The sequence below is a fragment of the Kitasatospora sp. NPDC059973 genome, from assembly GCF_042737525.1.
Lineage (GTDB): Bacteria > Actinomycetota > Actinomycetes > Streptomycetales > Streptomycetaceae > Kitasatospora.
Genome location: NZ_JBHWUI010000118.1, coordinates 1 through 26,391, shown reverse-complemented (window position 1 = coordinate 26,391; position 26,391 = coordinate 1). Strand labels below are relative to the sequence as shown.

13 protein-coding genes and 2 pseudogenes are annotated in these 26,391 nt (G+C 76.4%); 1 reads left to right on the top strand and 14 read right to left on the bottom strand.

From position 1 onward, the window contains the following. From ACFWA9_RS27450 to eccCa, 14 genes and pseudogenes are all read right to left on the bottom strand, one after another. Positions 1 to 318, bottom strand: a 318-nt coding sequence (locus ACFWA9_RS27450) for a BTAD domain-containing putative transcriptional regulator (RefSeq protein WP_380390499.1), incomplete at its 3' end; no start/stop codon positions are given. Beyond that, positions 224 to 829 (bottom strand): annotated as a pseudogene (locus ACFWA9_RS27445) (DUF6304 family protein); the annotation flags it as partial. The pseudogene ACFWA9_RS27445 and the gene ACFWA9_RS27450, both read right to left, overlap by 95 nt. A 115-nt stretch (positions 830 to 944) precedes the next feature. Next, positions 945 to 7,979 (bottom strand): hypothetical protein, encoded by a 7,035-nt coding sequence (locus ACFWA9_RS27440; protein ID WP_380390497.1) that lies wholly within the window; start codon positions 7,977 to 7,979, stop codon positions 945 to 947. Between the two features lie 124 nt (positions 7,980 to 8,103). Further along, positions 8,104 to 8,496 (bottom strand): WXG100 family type VII secretion target, encoded by a 393-nt coding sequence (locus ACFWA9_RS27435; RefSeq protein ID WP_380390495.1) that lies wholly within the window; start codon positions 8,494 to 8,496, stop codon positions 8,104 to 8,106. Beyond that, the gene (locus ACFWA9_RS27430; protein ID WP_380390493.1) at positions 8,489 to 8,923 is read right to left on the bottom strand and encodes a YbaB/EbfC family nucleoid-associated protein; all 435 of its coding nucleotides are present in this window, start codon (positions 8,921 to 8,923) and stop codon (positions 8,489 to 8,491) included. The genes ACFWA9_RS27435 and ACFWA9_RS27430 overlap by 8 nt, the downstream gene beginning before the upstream one ends. Before the next feature lie 32 nt (positions 8,924 to 8,955). Then, positions 8,956 to 11,244 carry a hypothetical protein gene (locus tag ACFWA9_RS27425; RefSeq protein WP_380390491.1) on the bottom strand — a complete coding sequence of 763 codons (2,289 nt, stop codon included), beginning with the start codon at positions 11,242 to 11,244 and terminating at the stop codon, positions 8,956 to 8,958. Positions 11,245 to 11,284: 40 nt separating this feature from the next. Next, the gene (locus ACFWA9_RS27420) at positions 11,285 to 11,971 is read right to left on the bottom strand and encodes a hypothetical protein (RefSeq protein ID WP_380390489.1); all 687 of its coding nucleotides are present in this window, start codon (positions 11,969 to 11,971) and stop codon (positions 11,285 to 11,287) included. A 1-nt stretch (position 11,972) separates the two neighbouring features. Further along, positions 11,973 to 12,263: a WXG100 family type VII secretion target gene (locus ACFWA9_RS27415; protein WP_380390487.1), complete on the bottom strand. Its 291-nt coding sequence runs from the start codon at positions 12,261 to 12,263 to the stop codon at positions 11,973 to 11,975. 96 nt (positions 12,264 to 12,359) lie between these two features. Then, complete coding sequence (locus tag ACFWA9_RS27410; RefSeq protein ID WP_030396826.1) at positions 12,360 to 12,692, bottom strand: WXG100 family type VII secretion target; 333 nt, start codon at positions 12,690 to 12,692, stop codon at positions 12,360 to 12,362. 92 nt (positions 12,693 to 12,784) lie between these two features. After that, positions 12,785 to 16,144 (bottom strand): right-handed parallel beta-helix repeat-containing protein, encoded by a 3,360-nt coding sequence (locus tag ACFWA9_RS27405; protein ID WP_380390486.1) that lies wholly within the window; start codon positions 16,142 to 16,144, stop codon positions 12,785 to 12,787. Next, positions 16,141 to 18,453: a hypothetical protein gene (locus tag ACFWA9_RS27400; protein ID WP_380390484.1), complete on the bottom strand. Its 2,313-nt coding sequence runs from the start codon at positions 18,451 to 18,453 to the stop codon at positions 16,141 to 16,143. The genes ACFWA9_RS27405 and ACFWA9_RS27400 overlap by 4 nt, the downstream gene beginning before the upstream one ends. 13 nt (positions 18,454 to 18,466) lie before the next feature. Then, positions 18,467 to 19,792 (bottom strand): type VII secretion protein EccB, encoded by a 1,326-nt coding sequence (gene eccB / locus ACFWA9_RS27395; protein WP_380390483.1) that lies wholly within the window; start codon positions 19,790 to 19,792, stop codon positions 18,467 to 18,469. A gap of 11 nt (positions 19,793 to 19,803) precedes the next feature. Next, positions 19,804 to 21,201 (bottom strand): type VII secretion integral membrane protein EccD, encoded by a 1,398-nt coding sequence (eccD, locus tag ACFWA9_RS27390; protein WP_380390482.1) that lies wholly within the window; start codon positions 21,199 to 21,201, stop codon positions 19,804 to 19,806. Continuing rightward, positions 21,198 to 25,208 carry a type VII secretion protein EccCa gene (eccCa, locus tag ACFWA9_RS27385; RefSeq protein ID WP_380390501.1) on the bottom strand — a complete coding sequence of 1,337 codons (4,011 nt, stop codon included), beginning with the start codon at positions 25,206 to 25,208 and terminating at the stop codon, positions 21,198 to 21,200. The genes eccD and eccCa overlap by 4 nt, the downstream gene beginning before the upstream one ends. A 485-nt stretch (positions 25,209 to 25,693) precedes the next feature. Between eccCa and ACFWA9_RS27380 the strand changes: the two are divergent. Then, positions 25,694 to 26,391: pseudogene (locus ACFWA9_RS27380) on the top strand (hypothetical protein); the annotation flags it as partial.

The window sequence follows — 26,391 nt, the reverse complement described above, 5'->3', positions numbered from 1 at the left end:
GGGCGTCGCCCTGGCGGCGCTTCGGCGGGCCGCCGCCCCCTCCTCGCGCAGCGGGTGGCTGCGTACGTGCGCCCGGGCGGCCGGTACGACCTCCTGCGGCCGCCCGGATCCGAGAGCGGCCGCCAGCGCCAGCTCTTGTCCCAGCAACCGCAGTTCGGTCAGCCGGGCCGTCTCGGCCTCCGCCCACGGCTCGCCTGCCCAGTCGGCGTATGCCTCGCCGCAGTCGCATTCCGTCGGGAACGTTGCGCTGCGGTTCCAGGAGCGCCGATTCGATGTCCGGGTGATGGGCCGTGGAGACGTTCCCGCCCGGCACGGCAAGGGAGAGCGAGACCCCGTACGCCCGCCCGGGCACCGGGGCGCTCCGGTTGGGAACGCAGAGTTGCGCCGTGAGGTCGAACCGCTCCGTACCGGCACCGGTCAGCACGGTGACAGGAGTCGACCACGTGAGCTCGTAGCCGCACAGGTCCGTCCTGTCGAGCTCGGGGGGCTCTGCGGAGTCGACGGCCTCGCCGACCAGCTCCAAGGAGTCGGGGCTTTCCCCTTCGAAGCGGTTCCCGCGCCATTGCGAGGTCCTCCGGCAGCGGGACGGCCGCGATCTCGAACAAGTCGGCGGTGTCCAGGCCGGGCGCGGGGGCGACGCGACGCAGCAGCGCCTGGTCCGGCGCGGGGGCGACGCGACGCAGCAGCGCCTGGTCCGGCGCGGCGCCGTCCAACAACGCGACCACGTCGGTCTCACCGGCCCCCGCCCGGGGACGAACTCGGCGGCCTCCTGACCCTGGTGGTGCAGCTGGCGGGTCAGCAGGACGGCGAAGCCGGGAAGCTCTGTCATGGCGCCAACACAGGGCGGGCCGGTTGGCCGCACCGCCGCCCACCTGGGAGGATGCCTCGGACGAGCGTCAGCGGGTAGTCGTGCGGCGGGGGGCGGTCGGACGGCCGCCCGGGGCTCAGGCCCCCTCCTCTCCGGTCGCCCCGGTCGGGGGCGGGGCGAGCACGTCCGGGTCGAGGTCGAGCAGGACGGCGAAGTCCCGCAGGATACGGCGCGGGCTGAAGTCGCCGTCCGTCCCGGCGAAGGTGCTGATCTCGGCGGAGAGGCGCTGCGCCACGCCGGGGAGCAGCGCGAGCGCGTTCGCCAGCACGCTCGCCTCGTCCCCGGCGAAGGAGTCGTGGTAAGGGAGGGAGTACGCCAGGTCGTCGTCGAGCATGGACTTGTACGCGGCCTCGTCGAAGGTCCAGCCGCGGAAGGCGAAGCGGTCCCGGGCGGCCACCATGACGCCCTTGAACAGCTCGCCGGCCCTGGCCTCCGTACCGGAACCGGCGCCGGCAGCGGCCGACGTCGAGGAGGTCGGGGTCGAGGCCGAAGTCGAGGCGGGGGCGGCGGCCGGTTCGGCGGGCCGGTCGGTCCGGGTGCGGAGCCGCAGGTCCTGGTAGCCGCTCCACTTGGGGTCGCCGACGCCCAGCCGCTCCGCCGGCGCCTGCGTGAACCGGGCGTCGGCCGGCGCGCCGAGCTCCGTCCCGCCGACCCAGCTGCCGCCCTCCGCCAGCAGACCGTCGACCGCGTCCGCCACCCCCTGCTCCGAACGCCACTCCAGCAGCCAGGAGTCCTTGTCCATCACCACGTCGAACCGCTCGGCGGGGTTGGCGTGCAGGTACTCGTCGTAGGTGACCGCGTGGTAGTCGACGGTGAGCACCGGTCCGTCCGGGCCCTCGACGGTCAGTCTGGTCACCCGGCCGGGTTCGGTCTCCGCCCGCACGACCGCGTGGCCCGGCGTCGCGTAGCCGCGCAGGCTCCGCTCCATGACGCCGACCACCTGGTCCAGGTGGGCCTTGCGGGTCACCGCGTCCAGGTTCTCCGGGTCGACACCGATGAGGGTCATCCGGGTCGCACGGGTGGTGAAGAGCGGGTGCTCGACGTCCGCGTTCGCACCGAGGTAGAGCAGCGAGTCGCCCTGCGGCCCCTCACCGGAGCGGGTCAGCCGGTTGAGCGCGACGAGGGTCTCGTACTTGGGGGTCATCGCGACCCCGGCGGCCCAGCGGCCGAGCGCGCGGTCCTCGACCCAGGACGGGTGCTCGCCGATCGCGGCGACCGTCTGCCCGGGCCGGGGGCCGTCGCCGAACAGGTAGTCGACCGTCTCCGCGCCGAGACCGTGACGGACGGCGTTGGCCCGCGCCTCCGCCGTGCCTCCGGTGCTCCCGTCGGGGTGGTCCGCCGGGGCCGCGGCGGCGGGTTCCGGCTCCGGGTGGTCGACGGTGACCACGGCCTGACGGCGCTCCTCGGCGGTGAGGTGGGCCGGGTCCGTGCCCAGCGGGGCGAGTTGGCCGCGGGAGCGCGTGCGGACCTCGAAGTCCGCCGTCGTGAGCCGGGTGTCGTGTCCGCCCAGGTGCGTGGCGAGCCGCTCGACGAGGAGATCGGCGAGCGCCTCGGCGCGCTCCTTGCCGATCTGCATGGCCCGGCCGAAGTGTGGTTGGCCCGCGACCGTTCCGTTGCCGTGACCGGTGACCGTGATCCTCGGCAGTGGCAGCCCGGACTCCGCGCGCCCGACCGCGGCGCGGACCAACTCGGCGGCCAGGGCGTCGGCGCGGGCGAACTGGACGGCGTCGGGCTCGACGGCGCCTTCCGCGTAGCGGAACGCGTGGCCCTCGGCGTCGGGCCCGGCGGACGGACCGGCGGGCTGGCCCGGGTGTGCGGTCTGGGCGGTCTGGGCGGTCTGGGCGGTCTGCTGGCCGCCGGGCTGTTCGTGCTCGCCGGTCGTCATCGGAGCGCGCGGGGCCACCTCGGCGGGGTCGGCCATGCCGGCGGGCGGGCCGTCCGACGCCCGGCGCTCCGGCCGCTCCACGGCGTGGACCAGCTCGGCCCGGTCGGAGTCGGGGCGGAAGCGCACCAGCGGCTCGCCGCCCGGCAGGTGGGAGGCGTTGATCTTGGAGAAGATGCCCTTGCTGAACGGCGACTGCGGTGACCAGTAGCTGTGCGCGCCGTGCATGACGGCCATGTCGTTGGCCATCATCTCCCCGACCACGCCGTCGTACCGGGTCGGTGTCAGCCGGGAACCGCCCGGGGTCGAGATGTCGAACACGTCGTGGTCGCCGGTGATGGCCCTCCAGCCGCCCTGCCCGTCCTCCCCCAACACCAGCCCGTGCTCCACCCGGAACCGGCCCTCGGACTCCAAACGGCGCATCACCGGGGCCAGTTCGGCGAACTCGTGGGCGCGCTGGCGGTACCGGGCCTCGACGCGCCCCCAGGTCGCCTCGTCCAGGCCCTCGCGCGAGGGCCACACCGGCTCGAAGTACCCGACCAGGCCGACGTGTTCACGGCCCGCCCCGAGGTGGACGTCCAGCTCGTTGACCGTCTTGGCCTTGATGTCCTTCGGCTTCGGGAGCATCCCCTGGTCGAGCCATTTCGGGGCCTCGGTGTTGGTCGGCCGGACGTCGATCACCAGGTTCCGCTCCCGCGCGAGCTGCCGGAACTTGCCGAAGTTCTTCTCCGGCAGGCCGTAGCGCTCCCGGGCGAGGTCCGGCGCGACGGACCGGACGTCGTTCACGGACCGGACGTCGTTCACGGACCGGACGTCGCTGGCGGACCGGACGTCGCTGGCGGGCGTCGGGCCCTCCGGCCCGGGGGCGGCATGGGTCGCCGAGGGCCCGGCCGGGGACTCGGCGACCGTCCCGGCGGCGTAGCCGGTGACCTGGCCGGTGCCGGGACCGGTGGCCTGGCCGGTGGCGTGAGGGGTGGTCGGCACGGCTGCCTGGCCGGTGGCCGCGCCGGTGCTGTCGGACGCCGGCGCCCGGGGGGCCACCCCGTCGCCCCCCGGGTCACCCCCGGAGGAGGGCTGCCCGTGCGCGGTCACCTGCTGGGCGTACGCCTGGTACGCGAGGTTCCGCGAGTACTGCCAGAGCTGCGGCAGGTGAGGCAGGCCGTGCTGGACGAGGTCGTGGTAGAGCTGCTCCGGCCCGGCGTGGTACTGCTCCGGTGCCGTCCTGAAGTACCGGTCGTAGCCGGACAGGTACGCCTCGACCTGCGGTCCCCCGCCGGAGTGGCGGACCACCTCGGCGCGCACCGCCTCGTACTTGCGCCGGAGGTGCTGCACCCGGTCGGTGAAGAACCCGGCCCGGTCACGCGCCCCGGAGGCGTCCGACAGACCCAACTGGGCCCGGATGTCGTCCAGTTCACGGGTGCCGAAGCCCCGCTCCTGGCCGTACACCTCGGTGGGCTTGCGCCACCAGGCGTTGGGGTCCGGCGGCTGGTAGCCGCGGCCGTCCTGCGCGAAGCCGTCGACGTCGAACTGCTGCGCGTATCGGCCGGAGGCGGTGGGCGGCTCGGGGACGATCACTCGCTCGTAGCCCGGCGCCAGGCCGCCGCCCCTGGTCAGGCCGTTGCCGGAGTCGTGCCACTGCGCCATCCGGGCGGCACCGCCGGCGCCCGCCTCCTCCAGGTAGGAGACCCGGTGGCCGAGCAGCGCGACCGCCTCCAGGTTTCCGGAGCGGAAGCCGAGGTGGTCGAGCCGGTAGTGGCGGTGCAGGGCGTCGTACAGCAGGAACTGCCCGGTGCGGGTGTCACCGCCCCAGGAGGTGAGCTCCTCCCCCCTCTCCTTCCAGAAGCCGGTGATGTGGTGGACGGTGTCGGTGCCCAGCTCGGAGCGCATCTGCACGACGAGGTCGTCCCACTTGTCGCTCTTCACGGGGTTCGGGTGCGGGTCCCCGGTGATGATCACCGCGTCGTACTCGCGGCCGACGTCGCGCACGATCTGCCGGACGCCCTGGAAGCTGGTGTCGTGCTCCATCCGGCTGCGCAGGTCGTCCCACCGGGTGGCCTTCCCGGTGAAGCGGGACCAGAGCACCAGGACCTTGCCGTCCTTCGGGGGCAGGTGGATCCCGCGCCCCTCCAGCCAGGACCCGATCCGCCCGTCGTGCGCGTCGGTCATGCCCCAGGCCTCGCGGACGGTGTTCCGCAGCCCGTCGGAGAAGACCTGCCCGACGTACTCGGTGCCGTCGGTGACGCCCCAGATCTCCCCCTGCTGGTACATCTCGTCGTAGCTCTTCTCGATCCCCCAGTCCTGCTGGGCGATCCGGGTGGCCTCGCCGTTCAGGGCCCGCCAGACGGTGCGCTTCTCCATCGAGGGGACGTCGACGAAGTGGATCCGGCCCGCGTCGATCCCGGTGGAGAGGTAGAACCGTGCGATCGCCCGGGACTTGTCCTGGACGGGGTCGTGGCCGGGGGTGCCGGGCTCCGGGCCGCGTGCGATCAGCACGTGCATGTTGGGCTCGTGCAGCAGCGAGACCGAGATGCCGAACTGGTCGCCGGAGGCGTAACCGGGCTGCATCAGAACCGAGTTGTGGGATGCATCCGGCTGGGCCGCGGATCCGCTGCCGCTCGCGGCGGCGGGGTTTGCGGCGGCGGGGTCTCCGGCGGCGGGGTTTGCGGCGGCGGACCCGTTGGGGTGATGACCCTGGCCGGCGTCGCTCGGCGAGGCGTGGGTGCGTGGCGCCACGGCGGACGAACCGGTCGGCCGCCCCCGGTGCAGCGGGTCGGAGACCGGGTCCGCCCAGGCGTGAGCGCGGGAGTGCGGGGTCGCGGCGGCCCGGGCGGCGTCCCAGCTCAGGCGGTGCCCTCCGGCGGGAACCGAGGCGTCCAGGTCGCCGACCACGGCCGAGATGAGCCGGAGGTGGCGCTCGCGGAGACCGGCCTGCGGCAGGCCCCCGGGCGCCGGGCGGTGGTAGTCGCCCATCATGCTGCCCTCGACGGCGGGCCGGTGCGGGAGGTCCGGCGCCCGGTACTCGTCGCGCAGGCCCAGCTGATGACCCAACTCGTGCGCATAATCCACCGGTTCGGCGTCCGGCCACCACGAGCGCTGGTCCATACCCCGGTCCCGGCCGACCAGGTCGACCGTCAGGTTGGCGTGCTCGCCGGGGCGCGCGGGCACCACGGTGACGTGCAGCCGATCGCCCCCGACCAGTTGGTGGCCGGGCCGGTTGAAGTGCTCCTCGACGCCTTGGACCAGCCTGGACCAGATCGAGGCGGTGTCGTGCCCCCGGCCACCGTCCCGGAAGGCGATCCGGACCGTCAGGTCGGTGACCGGGGTGCCGGCGTACACGAACCGGCGGGCCTCGAAGCCGGAGCGGACGACGAAGCCCGGGGTGCGGTCCAGCACCATCCGGGGCGCCGGGGGGCGAGGGCGGTCACGGGGGAGCGCCTCGGCGGCGGGGACCGTGGAGGCGGTGGGGTGCTCCGGGCCGGCAGCGGCGGGGGCCGTGGAGGCGGTGGCCGAAGCGGTGGCGGGCGAGGAGGTGCCGGCCGAAGCGGTGGCCACCGTCGGCTCCGCCTCCCGTGCGGGGCCGTACTCCGGGCGCGGGCCGGGACCGGCCGCCGTGCGTACCGGCTCTGCGGGGGCGGACGCCTTGGCGGACGCGCGCTCGGCGGCGGACCGGACGGGGCCGGGGGTGGCCGCCCCGCCTGGTCCGCCGGGGGCGGCTGGTCCCGCCGAGGTCGCGGGCCGTCCGACGCCCGTGGGGTCGGCGGTGCGGCCGGTGCCCACCGCCGGCGCCGCAGCCCGGCTCTCCGAGCCTCCAGAGTCCAGCCGGGCCGGAGTTCCTGCGCCCAAGGTACCCGCGCCCGGGGTGCCCGCCGACGCGGCGACCGGCGGGCGCCCCGTCGCCATGGCGTGGCCGGCCGATGAGGGGGCTTCCGCCGTCCGACCGGCGCCACCCGACGACCCGGCGGCGCCCACCACGCGAACCCCGCCAGCCGCCTGCGCGTGGGCGGAGGCGCCCGTGCCCACCTGGGCCGACCGACCCGCGGACCCGGTCGCCGTCCCCCTCGCCATTGCCGTCCCGCCCTGCGAAGCCGTCCGGCCGGTGTCGGCGACGGCCGTCGCGAAGCCCGGCAGGACGGCGGCGGCGCGCCCGCCCGCCCCTTCGCCGGCCGTCCGCGCGGCGGTCGAGGTCGCGTGCGCGACGGCCGGCCGCTCCTCTCCCGGGGCCGCGGGTGTGCCTCCGGGGTGATCGGGCCCGCCCGCCGCGGTCCGGGGCCGACCGGTCCCGGCCCGCCCGCCGCCGCCCGCCGGCCCGTCCGACGCGGTCACGGGCACGGGTACCGGGGCCTTCTCCACCACCCCCTCGCCGGACAGGTCGAGCACGGGCCGGTCCGGCAGGTCGAGGTGGACCTGGTCCACCGCGACGGTGTCGCCCTTGCCGCCGAACCTCCGCCGGCCGCCGCCGCCGAGCGAGCCGACGATACCGGCCGCGACGGAGGCGCCGAGCAGTTCCTCGCCACCGAAGGCACCCAGCATGATCCCGGCCGTGGTCACTCCGGTGGCCGCGCCGAGCACGCCCTTGCCGATCAGCGAGCCGGCGAACCTCGGCGCGACGACGCCGCCGACGCCGAAGAACACCCCGCCGACCGCACCGCCGATCGCCCCGGAGATCGCGGCCGACCTGGTGTTGTCGAGGCTCCACTCGGTCCGGTCGCCCTTGAGGATCTGGATGGTCTGGACGGCGGCGTCCAGACCGAGGTTGAGCGCCAACCCCGCGGCGACCGAGATCAGCAAGCGGCGCAGGATCATCCGGACCGCCACCCGCGCCGAGGTGATCGCCGCCGGGATGACCTCGGGTGCGAAGAACGCCCACTGCGCGATCTGACCTGCCAGCAGGACGAGTTGGCCGAGGATCATGTACTTCGAGTACTCGATCTGCACACCGGTGTGACGGCCGAGCTTGCCCATCTGCTGCGAGGACTCCGCCATCTGCGGCACGGCGGTCTCCAGCTGGGTCACGAAGGCCCGGAACTCGTCGGCGACCCGGCCGCCCACCGCCTCCAGGACACCGTTGCCCGTCGAGCCCAACTGCTCGCTGATGCCCTTGAGTTCCCGCGCCGCGTCGTCCCAGGCCGCGCCCAGCCCGCGCAGTCGGTCCTCGTCGCCCTTGGGCCAGGACTGGCCGACCGCCAGCTTGGCGACCCAGTCGAGGGCGGGGGGCATCTCGACGCTCATGCGTTCACTCTTCCTCGGTCACAGGAGTGTTGGCCGGCCGTGCGCGTGGCGGCGGGTGGACGGGTCGGTCGGACGACGGCCCGGCGACGGCGGGTCAGCGGCGGTCGCGTCGGCGACCGGCAGGTCAGCGGCGGCCGGTGTGGGGGCCGCCGGTGTGCGGCCCACGCACGCCGTCGCCGCCGGCCGGCAGGTCGGGGGTGGCCGCGGTGAGCGTGCGCAGGGCCTCGACGTTCTGCTCCTCGGTGCGCCGGAAGCCCTTCGCCATGGTCCCGATGCCGTCCACCGTGCTGTCCAGGACCTCGGCGGTGCCGGAGATCCCCTCGGTGAGCTGCTCCTTCGGCTGGAGGTACTGGTCGCGGAACTCCCGGCCTGTGTAGTCCTCGCCCCAGCACTCGCCGAGCTCGCCGAGCCGGGCCTCCAGCCGGGTGCCGACCGATCTGATCAGCGCGGCCAGCTCCTGGACCGGCCCGGTGGCGGCCGCCAGGGCCTCGGTGTCGACGGAGAAGCGCTCAGCCACGCGGCGGCGCCCCGTCGAGGCCGTGGTCCACGTACGCGCGGACGGCCTCCGGCATGGCCGGCTCCTCGGGGAGCAGCGCGGCCGGGTCGACCCGCCCCTGGAGCAGGTCGCCCAGGACCACGCCCGGCGGCAGTTCGGCGGTCACCACCGCGGACACCGCCTCCAGCGCCTGCGCCCTGGCCTGCCCGACGGTGGCGAGCAGCAGGTCGGCCAGCTCCTTCGGGGCCATCCTGCGGTAGGCGCCGGTGGGGAACTCCAGGGCCGTGAGCTCGCCCTGGGCGCCCACGGTGGCCTTGACGGCCTGCCGCGGGTCGGTGGCGGTCGCCGTGGTGGCCGCGATCCGGCGGCGGGTCTCGGCGGCCCCCTCGCGCTGGCGTGCGTACTGCGCGAGGAGGTCCTCGATCTCCTGGTCGTACGGGCTGGGCACGGTGTTCCTCTCGTGGTCCGGTGGGGCGGGGTTCAGTAGGTGGTGGCGGATCCGTCCGGCGAGCCGCCCCAGGTGCTCTCGTCCAGGAGCAGCAGGTCGGCGACGCCGCGCGGGGCGGTCTCCTCCTCGGCCTCGACGGTCTCCTCCTCGGACGCCGGGGCCTCCGGTCCGCCGTCGCCGCAGCCGAACACCGCCGCGCCGAGGGCCTGTCCGGCGCCGCCCGCTGCGCCGCCGGTGCGGTCCGGCTGCCAGGTGGACCACGGCTCGGCCGGTTCGGCGGCGACGGCCGACCCCTCGGCGGGCCGCTCCTCGCCCTGTCCGTGCCGGGCGGGCGCGGCCGCCCACAGCAGCGGGACGAATGCGCCGGCGCCGCGCTCCCACAGCGCGGTGTCCTCCTCGGTGCCGCCCGCCGCGGGCCGGGGCAGGACGGCCGTCCGGCGCTCGGCGTCACCGGGGCCCGTCGCGGTGGCCGACCCGGACGCGGTCGTCCCCGCCTCCGCGGGGGCCGCCGGGGGCGTCGCGGTGCCCTTCGCCGCCGCACCCGCGCCCGCGACCTTCGCCGCGGTCGCCGTCCCCGTCCCCGTGGCCGTCCCCGCGGCCAGGGCCGTGACCGGCCCGCCGAAGCCCGGCAGCACGGCGGCCTCCCGGACCGCGCCGGCCGTCCACGGCTCCGTGCCAGCGTCCAGAAGACCCGCGGCCTCGGAGCGGGCGCCGGTGCCCTCCTCGCTCCGCCCGGCCGCCCCCGCCACTCCCGCGGCCGGCACCAGCGGTACGCCGCCCGCCGTCAGCCCCTCGCCGCCGGCGGCCGCGCCGGTGCCGGATCCGGCCTCCGGCTCGCCGGACTCCGCCCCGGCCTCCCAGGGTTCCGTACTCGGCGTCAGCAGGCCCGAGGCGTCGGACCGCTCGCCCGAGCCGTCCCCCCGGCCCGCGGGTGCGCCGCCGCCCATGCCCGGCATGAAGGGCATCCCGGCGCCGCCCATGCCCGTCGGCAGGCTCGACTCGGTGGCCGTGCCCGCGCCGTCCTGGAGCTCCTCGCCCGCCGTCTCCTCCCCTGTCCGGTCGGCCCGGCCGCCGAGACCGAGGCCGCGCGGGAACCCGGCGAGGCCGGAGACCGTGCCGCGGCCGGCGGCCAGGCCCTTGCCGGCCGCGCCCGGACCGCCGAGGCCCGCGAGGCCGCCGAGACCGAGTGCGCCCAGCGTGCCCAGCGCGGGCAGGCCGCCGAGGTCGGTCCCGTCGAGCCCGCCCAGCTTGTCGAGGCCGCCGTGACCACCGAGGCCGCCCAGGCCGGGGAAGGTGCCGGGGTCGAGCGCGGCGAGTCCGCCGGGGCCGAGGCCGAGCCCGCCGGGGAAGGACAGCCCGGGCAGGTCCGGCAGCCCGGCACCGTTGAGGCCGCCCGGCCCGCCGAGCTCGCTCAGCCCACCGGGGCCGCCCAGTCCGGCGAGGTCGTCGAGACCGTCCGCGCCACCGGGGCCGGCACCGAGGTCCCCCGGCCCGCCGAGCCCGTCGAGGCCGGGCCCGGCGGCGAGGCTCGCGAGGTCGCCCCCGCCCGGGAGGTCCCCGCCGACGCCCTGCGGATCCGGCAGCGGGCCGGGGCCGCCGCCCGGACCGTCGCCGCCGGGCCCCTGGTGCTCGTCAGGGGTGTTGATCGGTGAGGGAACCGGCTGCGGGGAAACGATCGTGTCGGAGGTGAACTGGTAGTGCGAGGCGAGGCTCTTCAGCACCGTCCGCATGTCCTCGGTCATGTTGCGGACCAGCTCCGGCTTCTGGCTGATCGGGATGAGGCCGTTGGACATCGGTGTCAGGCCCAGCTGCTGCGCCCGGTTGGCGTACCAGGTGTCGATCTCGGCGAGCTTGAGCCTGGCGTTCCTCAGCGTGACGGCGTTGTTCGCCAGCTGCTGGGGGACGGAGTGCCGGCCGGTCGAACCGCCGGACAGCACCTTGGCGTTGGCCGCGACCTGGCGGGAGAAGGTGGTCATGGTGTCGAGGAAGGAGTCCGCCGCCGGACCCTTCCAGGGGCCGTCCTCCCCGGCCAGCGCCTTGGCCTGGTCGACCAGGCTCTTCGCCACCGCCTCCAGCGACTTCTGCACCCGGTAGTAGGTGTTGGCGGCGTCCTGGAGCGACCGGGGATCGGAGACCGACCGGGCGTGGGACAGGTTGACGTCGTCCCCGGCCCCGGCGGACATGCCGCTGACGGCCGCCATGATCTGCTTCCAGTCCCAGAGGTCGTAGTCCCCCTCGGAGCCGGTGGCCGAGCCGTCGGTGGTGCCGAAGACGGCTCCGTCGTCGCCCTGGTGGAAGCCGTGGCCGTTGTAGTCGGGCACGTCCCGTTCTCCTCTCGATCCGCCCGGCCGACCGCCCCGGTCAGGCCGGGGCGGGGGTGTTGCCGCCGGTCCCGTTGCCGGTGCCGCCACCGGTGTTGGTGGTGGTGTTCGCCGTGCCGGTGCCGCCGTTCGCGGTGACCACGGCGTTGAAGTCGCCGACTGCGTCGGCCATCGCCTGCTGGAAGTCCCTGGCCGTCATCCCGTTGGCCTCCTCCACCGTGCGGTACTTGGCGCTCAGCGCCCTGACGCCGTCCCGCAGGTCGGTCAGCCCGGTGATAAGCGAGGAGAGCGACTCGCCGAAGTCCTTCTTCAGCCCGGCGTCGCCGTTCGGCCCGTTCACCCGGTTCCGCATGACGTTGGCGTGGTAGAAGGAGCCCGGCGCGACCCGGACGCCGTCCAGGGCGGTGGCGACCTCGCTCATCGGCCGGATCAGCCGGTCGATGTTGGCCGCGAACACGTCCAGGGAGGGCGTGCTCACCGCGACGGTGCCCGGGCCGGTCGCGCCGTGCCGCGGCACGACCGGGACCGCGAAGGGGTTGGTGTCGCTGAACGTGCCGTGCCCGGCACCGATGTGGGGGTCACCGGTCCAGTGGTCCCCGCCGCCGGAGCCGCTGCCACTGCCACTGCCGCTGCCGGAACCGCCGCCGTAGTCGTTGTTGTTGATGTTCGGGTCGGAGGACTGGTGGGAGTCGTCGCGCGCGGCGAGGGACTCGTCGGTCGCCGACATGTCACTGGTCCCAGAGGCTCACGCCGTGCCGCTCGCCCTGGTGGTAGGACTCGTGGATCTGCCCGAGCGCGGTGGTCGCGTTCTGTGCCTGGAGCACCATGTCGCCGGCCGCAGCGTCCCACTTGGCCTTGGCGGTGTCGTAGGTGGTGCGGGCGTCGCTGCTCCACTCGCTGAGGTGCTGCGCGGTGCCGTCGTCCAGCTGGCTCAGGGTCTGCTGGAGCTTGTTGCTGATCGCGGCCATCTCGCCGACGATGTACTCGACCTGGGTCATGCTGACCGCGTACGTGCTCATGGGTGTGTCTCCTCCTGGGTGTTCCGGGGGCGGGCGGCGCGGCCGGGGCGGAGCCCGTGGACCGGCCCGCGCCCGGCCTGGTCCACGGGGCGTCTCCTAGAAGCCGGGCAGCGGGGTGGCCATGCCCTTGCTGAGCTGGGAGGCCATGTCCGTGGTGGCCTGGTGGGTCGTCCCGTACGACCCGGTGTTGGCCTGGAGTTTCTCCAGCATCAGGCCGAGCTGCGTGCGGACGGTGCCGAAGTCCTGGAGCCAGGTGTTCATCGCCCCGAGGTAGGTGGTGGAGGCGTCGCCGGTCCAGCTGGACTGGAGCGTCTCGATCTGGCCGGCCATCTGGGTGTAGGTGCGGTTCGCCTCGTCCAGCGCGGTCTGGAAGTTGCTCTGGGCGGCCAGCATCCCCTCGATGCTGACGGAGGTCGTCTGGTTGGCCATCAACCGGTCCTTTCGGTCGTGCGGTCAGGAGTGCTGCCGTGCTGAGCCTCTGTCGTTCATGCTGCTCCACCCGGGGTCGGCCGGGCCGCGGATCACCCCTCCGCTGCCCCGCCGACCCCGGATCGCTGCACCGGCCGCCCGTCGGCCGCGGCGCGGAACGGGGCGGGCAGGTCCGCCGGGGTGACGGTGCGCGCGCGGGCGGAACCGGCGATCCGCAACGCCAGCAGGTGCGCCCCACGCGCCCCCTGCGAACCGTCCTGTCCGGCCAGCTCCGCGGACACCTCGTCGGTGACGGCGAGACCCAGCGACTCCAGCCGCCGGACGGTCAGTGCGGCCAGCTCGGCGCCGGTGTACGGGGGCAGCGGCAGGTACTCGGCAAAGACACCCGCGAGGTCCGTCCGCGCCGCCAGCAGGCCCATCAGGAACGGCGCGTGCCCGGAGAGCACCAGGGCGGCACCGTGCTCGTCCCGCGCCGCCGCACCGGCCGCCAACGCGTCCACCACCGCGGCCTGTTCGACGGCGGGCCGGCGCTCGAACAGCGGGTCCGCCTCGACCAGCAGCACGCCGCCCGCGGCCCGCCGGAAGGCGTCGGCGACGGGGCTGCGCGGCTGCTCCGCCCACCGGGCCGGGACGTCCGACAGCGGCAACCGGTCCAACGTGCCGAGCGAGAGGAGGCCGAGCTCGGCCAGGGACCGGGCGTAAGCGGCGGCCAGGGCCCGCCGGCCGCTGCCGGGCGTGCCCTCCAGGACGACGTCCGCCAGGCCCGTGACGCCGCGTGCGGACGCGGCGAGGGTGTCCAGCCGGGCCGCCAGCGCCTGCCGGACGGGGGCCAGGCCGACCAGCCCGGCCAGGTGGCGGCCGGCCGCCGGACGGACTGCGGCCCCGGGCCCGGGAGGTGCCGCGGGGGCGGGGGAGGGTGCTGGAGGGGCGGGGGAAGGTGCTGGGGGAACGGCCGCGGGCGGCCGGTCCGCCTCGGCGGGGACGGGCTCGACACGGACGGCTTCGGCGCGGACGGCGGTGACGTCGGCGGCCGTGAGCACGCTGAGTTCGCCGTCCTCCGAGGGCGGCCGGACGGCCAGCCGGGACGCCTGGCTGCTGATCATCGACTCGAAGACCTGCCGGGCGACCCGGCCGTTGCCAAAGGTCGGCCCCTTCGGGACGTCCTCGAAGTGGCGGGTCAACGCCTCCACCGCGTCGCCGGTCAGTTCGTAGCAGTGCTTGGCGCCCAGGCCCCGGACGATGGTCACCAACTCGCCGGGCGCGTAGTTGGGGAACTCCACCGTGCGCGAGAAGCGGGACGCCATCCCCGGGTTGGAGGCCAGGAACTGGTCCATCTGCTCGGAGTAGCCCGCCACGATGACGACGATCTCGTCACGGTGGTCCTCCATCAGCTTCATCAGGGTCTCCACCGCCTCCTGCCCGAAGTCCGGCCCGGTGCCCCGGGACTGGTTGGTCAGGGTGTAGGCCTCGTCGACGAAGAGCACCCCGCCGAGCGCCCTGGTGAAGACCTCCGTGGTCTTGATGGCGGTGCCGCCGATGATCTGGGCGACCAGGTCGGCGCGGGCCACCTCCACGATGTGGCCCTGGCCGAGGATGCCGAGCTCGGCGAGGACGGCGCCGTAGAGCCGGGCCACGGTGGTCTTGCCGGTGCCGGGCGGGCCGGCGAACACCAGGTGCCGGCTCATCGGGGGCATCGGCAGGCCCATCTCGCTTCGCCGCTGGGTCATCCGGTTGAGGTTGATCAGCCCGGTGACCTCCCGCTTGACGCTCTCCAGGCCCACCAGCGCGTCCAGTTCGGCCAGCGGCCCGGTCCCGGCGTGCGCGGACGGGCCGTCCGCCGCCGAGCCGGGCGCCGAGCCGGCGGAGGCCCCGGCCCGCGCGGCGGCGCCGTCGCGCACTCCCCCCGCGCCCCGGGCCGGCGCACCCCGGACCGCCGTGTCCTGGACCGCCGTGTCCTGGACCTCGCAGTCGTGGAGGCGCACGGAGCCCTCCGGACCGGCGGACCGCACCCCGCCGCCCGCGTTCTCCACGACCGTGCAGTTGCCGAGGTCGGCCCGGGCGCCCGCCCGGACGTCGACGCCGTGGCCGCGGGCCCCGCTGACCCGGCACCCCACGGCCGTGAACGAGCCGCCCGCCAGCACCCGCACTCCCTCGGCGCCCGAGCCGGTGAACTCGCTCTCGTGGGCGATCAGTTCGCCGTTCTCGCCGACGACCGCCGGGCAGCCGTCCAGCAGCGAGGCGGTGAGCCGGACGCTCGCCCCGTGCGCCACTCCCAGGCCCCGCCCCGGGCCGGTGGTGGTGATCCGAGCGCCGGTCAGCAGGCCGGTAGCGCGGCCCGTCAGCTCGACGGCCGTCCCGCCGGCCAGGGTGATCGCCGCCGCCCGCAGCGAGACCTCCGCGCCGCCGTCGGCCCGGACGCCGTGGCCGGCCGCCCCGGTGACGGTCAGCCGGTCGAGTTCGCCGCCGGCCCGGTCGGTGACCAGGACGGCGGCGGTGGCGGCGTCCCGCACGGTCAGCCCGTCGGCCACGGCGGCGCTGCCGGGGCCGCTCACCCGGAGCCCGACCGGCGTCCCGGTGATCTCGCAGTCCCGGAGCACCGGCCTCCCGCCGCCGGTCACCTCCACCCCGCTGCCCGCCGCCCCGGTGACCGTGCAGCCGCGCAGCAACGGCACCGCACCCTCGGCGACGTGCACCGCCTGTCCGGCCGATCCGGAGAGGACGCAGTCGGTCAGGGTGGTCTCGCCCCGGCTGGTGAGGTAGGCGTCGACGGCGGCGCTGCCGCTCACCTTCACCCGGTGCAGGGCCGCCCGGCCCTCCTGCTCGACGGCGAGGCCCGGCTTCCCGCTGCCGGTGATCCTGACGCCCTCGGCCAGCACCGATCCGCTGCCGTTGACGCAGATCCCGTTGCCCCGCGGCCGGTCCAGCCGGCAGTCCCGGACCTCCAGGCGGCCGCGCTCGGCGACCACCACCGCCGAGGAGCCGGCGTCCGTCACCTCGGTGTCCTCCAGGACGCTGGCCGCGGTGGAGGTGACCACCACCCCGGCGCCGTACGGGTTGGCCACCCGACAGCCGCGCGCCGCGAGGGTGGCGTCCTGACGCACCAGCACGGCGGCCCACGCCTCGCCGGTGATCCGGCAGCCGTCGAGCGCGGACTGCCCGCGGCGAAGGTCCAGGACGGGGGCCTGCCGGTCGGCACCGGAGAGCACCAGGCCGGACAGCTGCACCGCCTCGGCGTCCACCACCACGGTGCTGCCGGCGGCGGCGTGCACCTCGACGCTCCCGGCCTCCCCGGCGACGGCCACGGTGACCGGGCGCGTGATGCCGAGCGCCTCCTCGTAGCGGCCCGGGGCGACGGTGATCAGCGCGCCCTCGGGGGCCTCGGCGAGGGCGCCGGAGATCGAGCGGTGGGCGCCCGGGCGGTCCGGGGAGACGAGCAACACCTGCCTGCTCACAGGCCGGCTCCTTCCGTGCGGGGGGTGGGCGTCCGGGGGCCGGACGGCGGGGCGACGGGCACCTGGGTGCCTGGCGGCCGGGAGCCGGACGACGGGGGGACGGACGTGTCGGGAACCGGCAGCCGGGGGGCGGGCATCAGCCCGGGCGGGTCGGCGCCTTCGAGGGTCTCGTCCGTCCCGGCCGCCGCCAGTGCGGCCGGGATCCGTTCCAGGCCGGCCAGCGCCATCGCGTCCAGCTTCACCGGCCGCAGGTCCACCCGGCCGTCGGCGGCGATCTCGGACGGCGAGAGCTCGCGCAGCATGACCGTCCGGCCGTCCACCCGCAGCACCTTGAAGCCGGTGCCCGGCAGGAAGAGCACCCGGTCGGGCGCGGCCGGGTCCAGCATCGCCGTCCGACGGGCCGTCATCGACCAGACCAGCACGTCCGTCCCGCCCGGCGGCCCGGCGTGGAGGGTGGTGCGGGCGTGGCAGAAGGCCCACTCGGTGAGCAGCCCACCCTCGCGGTAGAGCGCCCGCTCCGCCTCACCCAGCCCGCTCCGGAGCAGGGCCGGCCCGCGGTACGAGGGCAGTCTGCGCAGCCCTGCCGCCACGCACCGGGCCAGCGGCACGTGCGGACCCGGGTCGGCGCTCCGGACGGCGGCGTCCGCCCGGCGGCTGTCCCCGGACAGGTAGAGCCGGACGGAGACCAGTTCGGTGAGCGCGGCCGCCGCCTCGGCGCGATCCATGCCGCGCAGACCCGGGGACTCCGACATCACCCGGGAGACCGATCCGGCGATCGCGTTGAACTGCTCGCTGAAGGTGCGGCGCACCCAGCCGCGCTCCTGCTCGACTCCCCGCTCGGGTGGGACCGCACAGGCGGCGGCCTCGGGGACGGGCTGCACCCGCGCGCGGAGACCGCCCGACGCCGGGGCGGCGACGGATGCGGCGGGGGTACCGGGCACAGCGGGCGCAGCGGGAACGGCCGGGGACGGCGAGGGAGACGGCGCCGGATCCGGCACGGTCGCCGGTGCGGGCGGGGGCGGCGGGCCTCCGGACTCCAGCCGGAACCCCGGGACAGGCGCCGGCGCCGGGGCCGGGGCCGGCGTCGCGGGGGCGGGCGCGTCGGGGCTTGCTTCGGCGGGGCCGACTGCGGTGGGCTCAGGAACGGTCGGCTCGGGCACCATGGGCCCGGGCGGAACCGGGCCGCGCGGAACGGGCGGAAAGGACGCGACAGGTCCGGGCTCGGCCGTGGTCGGCCCGGGCGGGTCCGGCGGACGGACGGCCACCAGCCGGGGCGTCGCCGCTCCGGCCACCGCCACTGCCACAGCCACCGCGCCGACTTCGGCCGACGGCCTCACCCCACCGGCCACGACCGGCCGTGCCTGCTCCTGTACCTGTATCTCCGGCTGCACCTGTACCGGCACCTCCGACTGCACCTGCGACTGCGCCTGCGCCGGGAGGTGCACCACCGCCCGCCGGTCCTGCCCGTACCCCGGCGCGCCGAACGTCCGGGCAGCACCCGGCGCCCCCGCACCCGGCACCGCGACCGGCAGCGCCGGGTACCGCACCACCCGGTGCCCCAGCGCGTCGGCGAGCGCCTGCCCGGGCTCGGCCGTCCCCGGCGTCTCCAGGGCGCCGTGCAGCACGAACCTGACGGCCGGCCGGACGCTGGGCAGCACCGTGCCCCAGAACCGCGCCACCGCGTCCAGGGCGACCGCCGGGGCGCCGGGGCTGCCGATCACGACGAGCAGCAGGTCGAGGTCGGCCGGGACCGCCTCGACCAGCTGCCGGCGGTCGGCGGCCGGGGGCTCCTCGCGCGTGCTGCGCACCCAGACCCCGCTCGGCAGCGGTTCGGCGACGGTGTCCGGCCCGAGCGGCCGGGGCCCGGTGGGGCTGGTGAACTCCCAGGCCGGCTTGGGGAAGCGCTGCGAGTCCCGCTCCGCCGGACGGCCGGGGCTGAAGCGCAGCCACCCCTCACCGCGGTCCGCGGGGACGAAGAGGCCGCCGCTGATCGTCGGCGTCGGTTCGCCGTCGGCCGCGAGGACCTCGCGGCCGAGCCGCTCGGCGATCCGGGCACCCGCCCGGCGGATCTCCTCGCGAGGGCCGCGGCCGAAGACCAGGCGCAGGCTGCGGTAGCGGGCGGGCGCCAGCAGGCGGGCCACCGCCTGCCATTCGCGCTCGACGGCCTCTGCGGGCAGGTCGACGACGACCAGAGTGTGCCGGTCGTCGGGGGCGAGGCAGCGGGCGAACTCCACGGCCCGGTGGTCGGGTTCGCCCTTGGGGTGGATGAGGAGGGCGCCGCTCGCGGCGGCGCGCAGGCGCAGTCTCACGGCCGCTCCCCCGTCACCGTCGCGCCGCGGCGCGGCTGAGGACGGGGCCCTCGGGCAGCAGCGCGAGGACGTCGGCGGGCAGCACGATGGGGCGGTGGGAGTCGCCGAGGCCGAGCGCGCGGGCGGCGTCGCCGTCGGCGATCGGGTAGCGCGCGCCCTGCTCGGTGAGCAGGTAGGGCTGCCCGCCGCCCGGGGCGGTGGCGAGCGCGCCGGTGCCGGGTGGCATGACGACGGGCCGGTCGGGGGCCGGCGCGAGCACGAGGCGCTTGTCGTCGTCCGGGCCGGTGCGCAGGCAGAGCTCCCCGGCGGAGGGGGCGCGCAGGCCGATGACCTCGGGGAGCCGGGTGAGCAGGCCGCGCTCGGCGGAGACCGGGGCCGCCGCGACGTCCGCCTGGGTCACGGTCCGCGGGGCCGGTGTGCCGGGCACGGCGGCGAGCAGGGCGTACTCGGTCGCGCCGACGGGGGCGAGGCCGTCGGCGCGCTGGAGGTAGTGGTGGGCGTCGGTGCCGGCGCCGGTGCGGAACAGCTGGCCGGTCACGGTGGCCTGGCCGGCGACGGTGCCAGCCGGGTTCCCGAAGCCGGGCGGCACGCCGGGGGCGAGCGGCGTGCCGGTGGGCACGGCGGCGAGCCATTCGGCGGGCGCGGCGAGGGCGGGGCGGTCGTCGAGGCCGAGGGCGACCAGCGCGGAGTCGGCGGGGACGGGGTACTTGGTGTCGTGCAGCAGCAGGTAGTGGGCGCCGTCCGGCCCGGTGGCCAGCGCCGCCCGGTCGGCGGGCAGCGGGGGCAGCACGTCCGCGGCGGGCCCGAACACGAGGGTCTGGCCGCCGCCGCCCGCCGTACTCGCCCCGCCCGCCGCGCCCGGGGTGCCCGGCGCGCCCGTCCGCAGGCAGCGGGCCCAGGTGCCGGTGAGCAGCCCGGAGGCGGCCGGCACGGTGTCGGGGGCGTCCGGGATGCCGATCGGGACTCCGCGCGGGGTGCCCGCCAGGGCCTTGGCGGGGACGGCCTCGGGCGCGGCCGGGCCGCCGGCGAGCAGCAAGGCCGAGGCCCGGTTGCGGGCCGGGCGCAGCTCGCCGTCCAGGTAGACGTAGCGGTTGCCGGTCTCCTTCTCGACCAGAACGGTGCCGTTCTTGCGCCACGCGGTGCCGGGCGCCGGTGCGAGCAGGCCGTAGCCGGCCGCTCCGCCGCAGAGCAGCACGGCGACTCCGGCGCCGAGGATGGTGCCGAGCGCGGAGCGGCGGGTGGGGCTGTCACCCTGGCCCGGGTCTCCCCCGACGAGGGCGGAGGCCAGGCGGCCCATCGCGAACCGGTGGGACTGGACGTGGTCGCGTCGTGTCTGCATGCCCGTTCCCCCTAACCGGCCAGCGCGCGCAGGCGGGCGTACGCACCGAGGACGTGGAGCAGCAGCGGCAGCAGGGCGATCGCGGCGGCGGTCTCGGCGAGGTCGCCGAGGTGTCCCCAGATCGGCAGCAGCCGGGCCTTCGGCAGCCGTCCGGCGGCGAGCAGCAGGAAGACGGCGGCGGTGAGCAGCAGCGTGGCGGCCGCCGCCGATCCGGCCGGCCCGGTGGGGGCGACGCGCAGGACGAGGAGCAGCGCCGGCGGGTAGGCGCCGGCGAGCAGCGCGGGGATCCGCTGGAGAGTGCCGTCGGTGTTGCGGGCACGCAGCAGGACGGCCGCGCCGAGGGTGAGCGGCAGCAGCCACCCGGTCCAGCCGTCGTCAAGGACGACGAGCAGGGTGACGGCGGCGCTCTGCACGAGCGCGGAGGCAGCGGCGATGCTGTCGAGGCAGGCGGTGGCGACGGTGACCCGGCGGGCCAGCCGGTCGCCGGGCTCGGGGTCGAGGTCGCGCTGGAGTTCCTCGGCGTCGTGCGGCAGGTGGGGCACGCGCAGGCGGGCAACGCGCAGGGCGAGGCGCGGTGCCAGGTGGCCGAGGACGAAGGACGCGACGGCAAGCAGTGCGGCGGCCCGGGCCGGGTCCGTCCAGCCGGCCCGGACCAGGACGGCACCGCAGGCGGCGGCGACGGCGGTGAGCACGGCCGTGCCGGGGACGGCCAGCGGCAGGGCGCCGACGCCGAGCAGCACGGCAGCGAGCGCCACGACGCCGGCGGCGGCGGCCGGGACGCCGAGGACGGTGTCCGGGAGGTGCCCGGGGCCGGGGGCGGCACGAAGGGTGAGCCCGGCCAGTGCGGCGAAGAGGAGGGCGCCGGTGCCGCCGAGCAGGACGCCGCCCCGGACGGCGCCGGTGCGGGCGGCCACGGCGCAGCAGACGGTGAGGACCGCGGCGACGGCGGCGCAGCGTGCGGCCGTGGCCGGGCCCGCGCCGGCGGTGAGCAGGGCGGCGGCGAGCGCGGTGAGGGCGGCGCCGGCCAGGAGCAGGGCGAGGCCGCGGGTGAGGCCGGGGTGCCAGCGGCCGGGGTCGCGGCCGACGCGGTCGGCGACGCCGTCGGCGATGTCGTCGAAGTGCAGGGCGGGCAGCGGGTCATCGGCGGGGCGCAGCCGCAGCACGTCGCCGTGGTGCAGGCCGGCGGTGGCCGGGGTGGCCTCGGGGTCGAGGGGGTCCTCGCCGAGGCGTTGCAGGACCCAGGCGGGGGTGGCCCGACCGGGGGTGGCGGGGAGGTCCCGGGTCAGGACCGGCAGCAGGGCCGCGACGGTGGTGGTGACGGGGACGGCGAGGTCGGCCCGGCCGGCGGGGCCGTCGACGGTGATGCGGCAGACCTCGGTGGCCTCCACCGGGGGCGGTGCGGTGGTCATGGTGCTCCAGTCGGGGCGGGGGGTGCGGATACGAGGCCGGTCTGGACGAGCGTGACGGTGCGCCGGGTGACCAGCTGGGCGCGGCCGGGGGGCAGGGTGCGGGGCCTGGCCTCGCCGAGGAACCTGCCCTCCTCCTTGGGGTAGGAGAGCAGCAGGGCGGGGTTGCCGAGCTCCCACATCCTGCGCAGCAGCGGGTCCATGACAGCGCGCATGGCGCCGGAGGTGCTGCGGGCGACGACCAGGTGGAGGCCGATGTGGACGCCCTGGGCAAGCAGCGGGACGAGCGGGGCGGTCGGGGAGGGTGCGCCGGGCGGGCCGGTGAGCAGGTCGTGATCGTCGACGAGGACGAAGAGTCTGGGCCCCTGCCACCAGTCGCGCCGGGCGAGCTGCTCGGGCGTGATGTCGGTGCCGGGCAGCCGGCTGCCGACGGAGACGGCGGCGCTCTCGGCGAGGCGTCCGAGGCCGTCGGTGTCGACGGCGAGGCCGACCCGGTAGGCCTCGGGGACGTCGTTGAGGAGTCCGCGGCCGGGGTCGGCCAGCAGGATTCGGGCCTCCTCGGGGCGGTAGCGGGCGGTGATGGCGCGGACGGCGAGGCGCAGGGCGTTGGTCTTGCCGGTCTCGCCGTCGCCGAAGACGGTCAGGTGCGGTGTGGTGCCGAAGTCGTGCCAGACCGGGGCGAGCCGCTGTTCGTCGAGGCCGAGGCAGAACCGCAGGTCGGGGATTTCGGCTGGACCGGGGAGCCGGTGGGCGTCCAGGCGGGTGGGAAGCAGGCGCACGCCGGGGGCCGCGCCGCCGGGGGCGAAGGCGTCGATCTCGGCGACGGCGGCCTTGGTGGCGGCGGTGAGGTCGTCGGTGCGGGGGGAGCCGTCGAGCCGGGGCAGTGCGGAGAGGAAGTGGTGCCCGGTGACGGTGAGTCCGTGGCCGGGCCGGTGCGGCACGGCGGCGGCGGCCTTGGAGCCGACCTCGGACTCCATGGAGTCGCCGAGGCGCAGTTCGAGCTTGGTGCCGAGCAGGTCGCGCAGCCGGGAGCGGAGTTCGGACCAGCGCACGGCGGAGGCGACGACGTGGATGCCGAAGGAGAGCCCGCGGGCGGCGAGGTCCATCACCCGCTGTTCCAGGTCCTCGTACTCCTGGCGGAGCGTGGCCCAGCCGTCGACGACCAGGAACACGTCGCCGTACGGGTCGTCGACGGCGCCGCGGGCGCGCAGGGCACGGTAGGCGGCGGCGGACTCCAGGCCGCGGGAGGTGAAGAGCTGTTCGCGGTGTTCGAGGAGCTGGTGGAGTTCCTCGACGGTGCGCAGCACGCGGTCGCGTTCCAGCCGGGTGGCGACGGAGCCGACGTGCGGGAGGCCCGCGGTGGAGACCAGGCCGCCGCCGCCGAAGTCGAGGCAGTAGAACTGGACCTCCTCGGGGGTGTGGGCGAGCGCCAGGGCGAGGATGAGGGTGCGGAGCAGGGTGGACTTGCCGGTCTGCGGGGCTCCGACGACGCCGATGTGGCCGTCGGCCCCGGAGAGGTCGGCGACGAGCAGGTCGCGCAGCTGCTCGAAGGGGCGGTCGACCAGGCCGAGCGGGACGCGCAGGGCGCCGCGCAGGCGCGGGTCGGAGGTGGCGAGACCGCGGTCCGGGTCGGGCACGATGCCGGGCAGCAGCTGGTCCAGGCTGGGTGGGGCGGTGAGCGGGGGAAGCCAGACCTGGCGGGCTGGCGGTCCGGCGTCCTCCAGCCGGGCGACCAGGACCTCGGAGAGGCTGTCGCCGCCCTCCTCGGCCGGCTGGTCCTCGGCGGGGCGCCGGAGCAGGGCCTGTTCGGCGAGGGAGAGCAGGGCCGCCTCCTCGTCCATGCGGGCGGAGGCGAACGGGCCGCGCTGTTCCAGGCCGAAGGCGGTGACCTCCCGGGCGGGCAGGCCGGTGCGCACCTGGTCGGGGTGGGGCGCGGCTGGCGCGGGGCCGGAGACGTAGGCGGCCTTGAAGCGGACCAGGTTGGTGGTGTCGACCTTGAGGTAGCCGTTGCCGGGGGCGGAGGGCAGCTCGTAGGCGCTGGCGGTGCCGATGACGCTGCGGGACTCCATGGAGGAGAAGGTCCGCAGCGCGACGCGGTAGGAGAGGTGGCCCTCGACGCGGTGGATCCGGGACTCGTCCAGGCGCTGGGAGGCGAGCAGCAGGTGCACACCGAGGCTGCGGCCGAGCCGGCCGACGGAGACGAAGAGGTCGACGAACTCTGGCTTGCTGGCGAGGAGTTCGGAGAACTCGTCGACGACGATCAGCAGTGCGGGCAACGGGGCGAGGGTGGCTCCGGCGGCGCGGGCCTTCTCGTACTCGTAGAGCGAGGCGTGCCCGGCCTCGCGCAACAGCTCCTGGCGGCGGATCATCTCGCCGCTGATGGAGTCGCGCATCCGGTCGACGAGGTGGAGCTCGTCGGCGAGGTTGGTGATGACGGCGGAGGTGTGCGGCAGCCGGTCCAGGTGGAGGAAGGTGGCGCCGCCCTTGAAGTCGACCAGGACGAGGTTGAGGAGTTCGGAGGAGTGGGTGGCGGCCAGGCCGATCACGAGGGTACGCAGCAGCTCGCTCTTCCCGGAGCCGGTGGCACCGATCAGCAGGCCGTGCGGGCCCATGCCGCCCTGGGCGGACTCCTTGAGGTCCAGCTCGACCACCTCGCCGTCCTCGGTGACGCCGATCGGCACCTTCAGACGGGCGTCCTGGGCCTGCCGGGGGCGCCACTTGGCGGCGGTGTCGTAGCCGCGGACGTCGCGGATGCCGAGCAGCGTGGCGAGGTCGACGTCGGACTCCAGCGGACGGTCCCGCAGGTCGGCGCCGCCGCCGGTGCGCAGCGGGGCCAGAGCCCGGGCGAGGGTGTCGGCCTCGGCGGCGCTGAGCCGGTCGGCGCGGGCGGTGACGGCGGCGCTCCCGGCGGGGAGGGTGACCCGGCCGTCGCGGACGGAGAGCCGCAGCACCCGGGGCCCGCCGGGGACGGTGCCGGTGAGGTCGAGGAGGACGACGCCGCGCAGTCCGGCGCCGAGCAGGCGGGAGGTCTCCGGCAGGCGCACGCCCTGGGCGACGACCACCACGAAGGGCTCGGCCACGCCGGGGGCGGAGCCGGTGTCGTGGTCGGGCCGGTCACGGACGCCGGCGCCGAGGAGGTCGAGCAGGGCGTCGTGGTCGCCGGCGGCCAGCCGGGCGGGGCCCGCGGCGTCCTCCTCCTGCGGGTGGGCGTTGTGCGGCAGCCACTTCAGCCAGTCCCACTCCCGGCGGCCGGCCTCGTCGGCGAGCACCGCGACGCGCAGTTCGTCGGGCGAGTGGAACACCGCGAGCCGGCCGACCATGGCGCGGGCCAGGGCGAGAGCGTCCTCCTGCTCGCCGACGAACTCGATGGCGGTGAAGCGCTGGAGGGAGACCGGGACGGGAAGGTCCGGCACCGTCCGGTGCGCGTGGGTGAAGCGGCGCAGCGAGATCGCGCAGAGCGGTTCGAGGTCCTCGACCGGCTTGGTCCTGGGGGGCAGGAACTCCAGGGCGGCGCGGCGCGGACCGGTGCCGATCCGGATGCGGGCGAAGTCCTCGTGGCCGGGCCGGCGCTCCCAGAGACGGGGGCCGCCGGCCAGCGCCCACAGCTCGGCGGGGTCGGGCTCGTCCCAGAGCAGGGCGGCGCGCTGCCCGGCGGCGGCCTGCCGGGCCTGGCGGCGCTTCTGGGCGAGGTAGCGCAGGTAGTCGCGGCGCTCGGCCCGGATGCGGCGGCGGCGCTCGGCGCCGGGGCGGCCGATCTGGACCAGGGTCATGCTGACCATGGCGACGCCCATCATCCCGGACATCGCGTACATCGCGGTGCCGCCGTTGCCGACGGAGAACATCAGCACCATCGCGCCGGTGCCGAGGCCCATCGGCAGGTACGTCAGCACGGAACCGAAGTCCGCGGTGGCGGGTTCGCCCAGGACCGGCGGCTCGGCCAGTTCGACCTGTTCCTGCGGCAGGCCCGGTCCCTCGGCGCGGGGCGGACGTCTGACGACCACGGTGCTCACGTCGCTCACGTCCGGTTCTCTCCCGTTTCTCTGCTGTGCCGTGCCGCGCCGGCGTGCTCTGCTGCATGCTCGATGCGGGTCCGGGCGCCGCGGGGCCGGTCGGTGGTTCGCTCCGGTCGCTCCGGGTCGGAGCCTAGGAACCCCCGGCGGGGGCTCCCGCCGTCCGGGCGGTTCTCTGTCCCGGCGGCCCAGGAAGCGTGTCCGTTGGTGCATCCGGCGGCGCATCGGGTGGTGGATCCGGCCGGGGCCGGGCCCGGCTTGCACCTTGATGCAAGGAAGCGGGTGCGGAGGGTCCAGGTCGGCGCCGGAACCGGCCGGGCCCGCCGGAGCGGGGGTTGAATGACGCGGGCCCGAGGCCCGTCCCCCGGACCGTTGTCGCCCCGGACCCTCTACGTCCGGGCCCTTGCCGTCCGGGCACGGCGGCCCGGCAGCCGGTGCGACCTCCGCACGGCCGGGCCGGGCCAGACGACGAGGAGCAGAGACGTATGGAACGCGTGACGCCGTCCACGGACACCTCAGGCGCAGCCGGGGGCGCGCTCTGGGACCGGACCCTGCCGTGGGAGGCAGGCCCGGACGGCGCGCACCCGGCGGAAGGCCTGCCGGGGGACGACCTGCCCGGCGAGGACCTGCCGGGCCACCCGCCGGAGGGGGCTGAGGCCACTCCCATGGCGACTGGACCCGCCGCCGATCCCGGCCCTGCCGAGGCTGGCACCTCCGCGACGGATGCTCCAGGAGCCGACGCACCCGGGCCCGCCACCGCCAAGACCACTTCGGCCGCTCCTACGCCCCCCGCAGCTCCGGCGGCCGCGTCCCCACGCGCGGGGAAGCGCCCGGGCGGGCGCCGGACCGGTGACGGGAAGCCGGCGGACGACGAGGAGCAGCCGGAGCGGACCGCCCGGATCGCCGGGGCCCTGGTCGCCGCCGGCGTGCTGGCGGCCCTGGCGGTCACCGCCCTGTCGGTCACCGCCGGTCCCGGCGAGGCCGACACGACTGCCGCCGACCCCGCGACCGGCCCGGCGCTGGGCGCGGCCCGGGTGCCGGGGACTACAGTGCGCGCCGACGTGGCGGCGACTCCGGACGCCTCCCCCACCGCCCCGGCCGCCGGAGGCCCGGCAGAGACGCCGCCCGCCCCGGCCGCCGGAGGCCCGGCAGAGACGCCGCCCGCCCCGGCGCCCGGCGCGGG

Bases quoted from the DNA above. Each gene is read 5' to 3' on its own strand.
- ACFWA9_RS27440 (WP_380390497.1), bottom strand. From the start codon at position 7,979: ATGAGCGTCGAGATGCCCCCCGCCCTCGACTGGGTCGCCAAGCTGGCG.
- ACFWA9_RS27420 (WP_380390489.1), bottom strand. From the start codon at position 11,971: ATGTCGGCGACCGACGAGTCCCTCGCCGCGCGCGACGACTCCCACCAG.
- ACFWA9_RS27415 (WP_380390487.1), bottom strand. From the start codon at position 12,263: ATGAGCACGTACGCGGTCAGCATGACCCAGGTCGAGTACATCGTCGGC.
- ACFWA9_RS27410 (WP_030396826.1), bottom strand. From the start codon at position 12,692: ATGGCCAACCAGACGACCTCCGTCAGCATCGAGGGGATGCTGGCCGCC.
- eccB (WP_380390483.1), bottom strand. From the start codon at position 19,792: ATGCAGACACGACGCGACCACGTCCAGTCCCACCGGTTCGCGATGGGC.
- eccD (WP_380390482.1), bottom strand. From the start codon at position 21,201: ATGACCACCGCACCGCCCCCGGTGGAGGCCACCGAGGTCTGCCGCATC.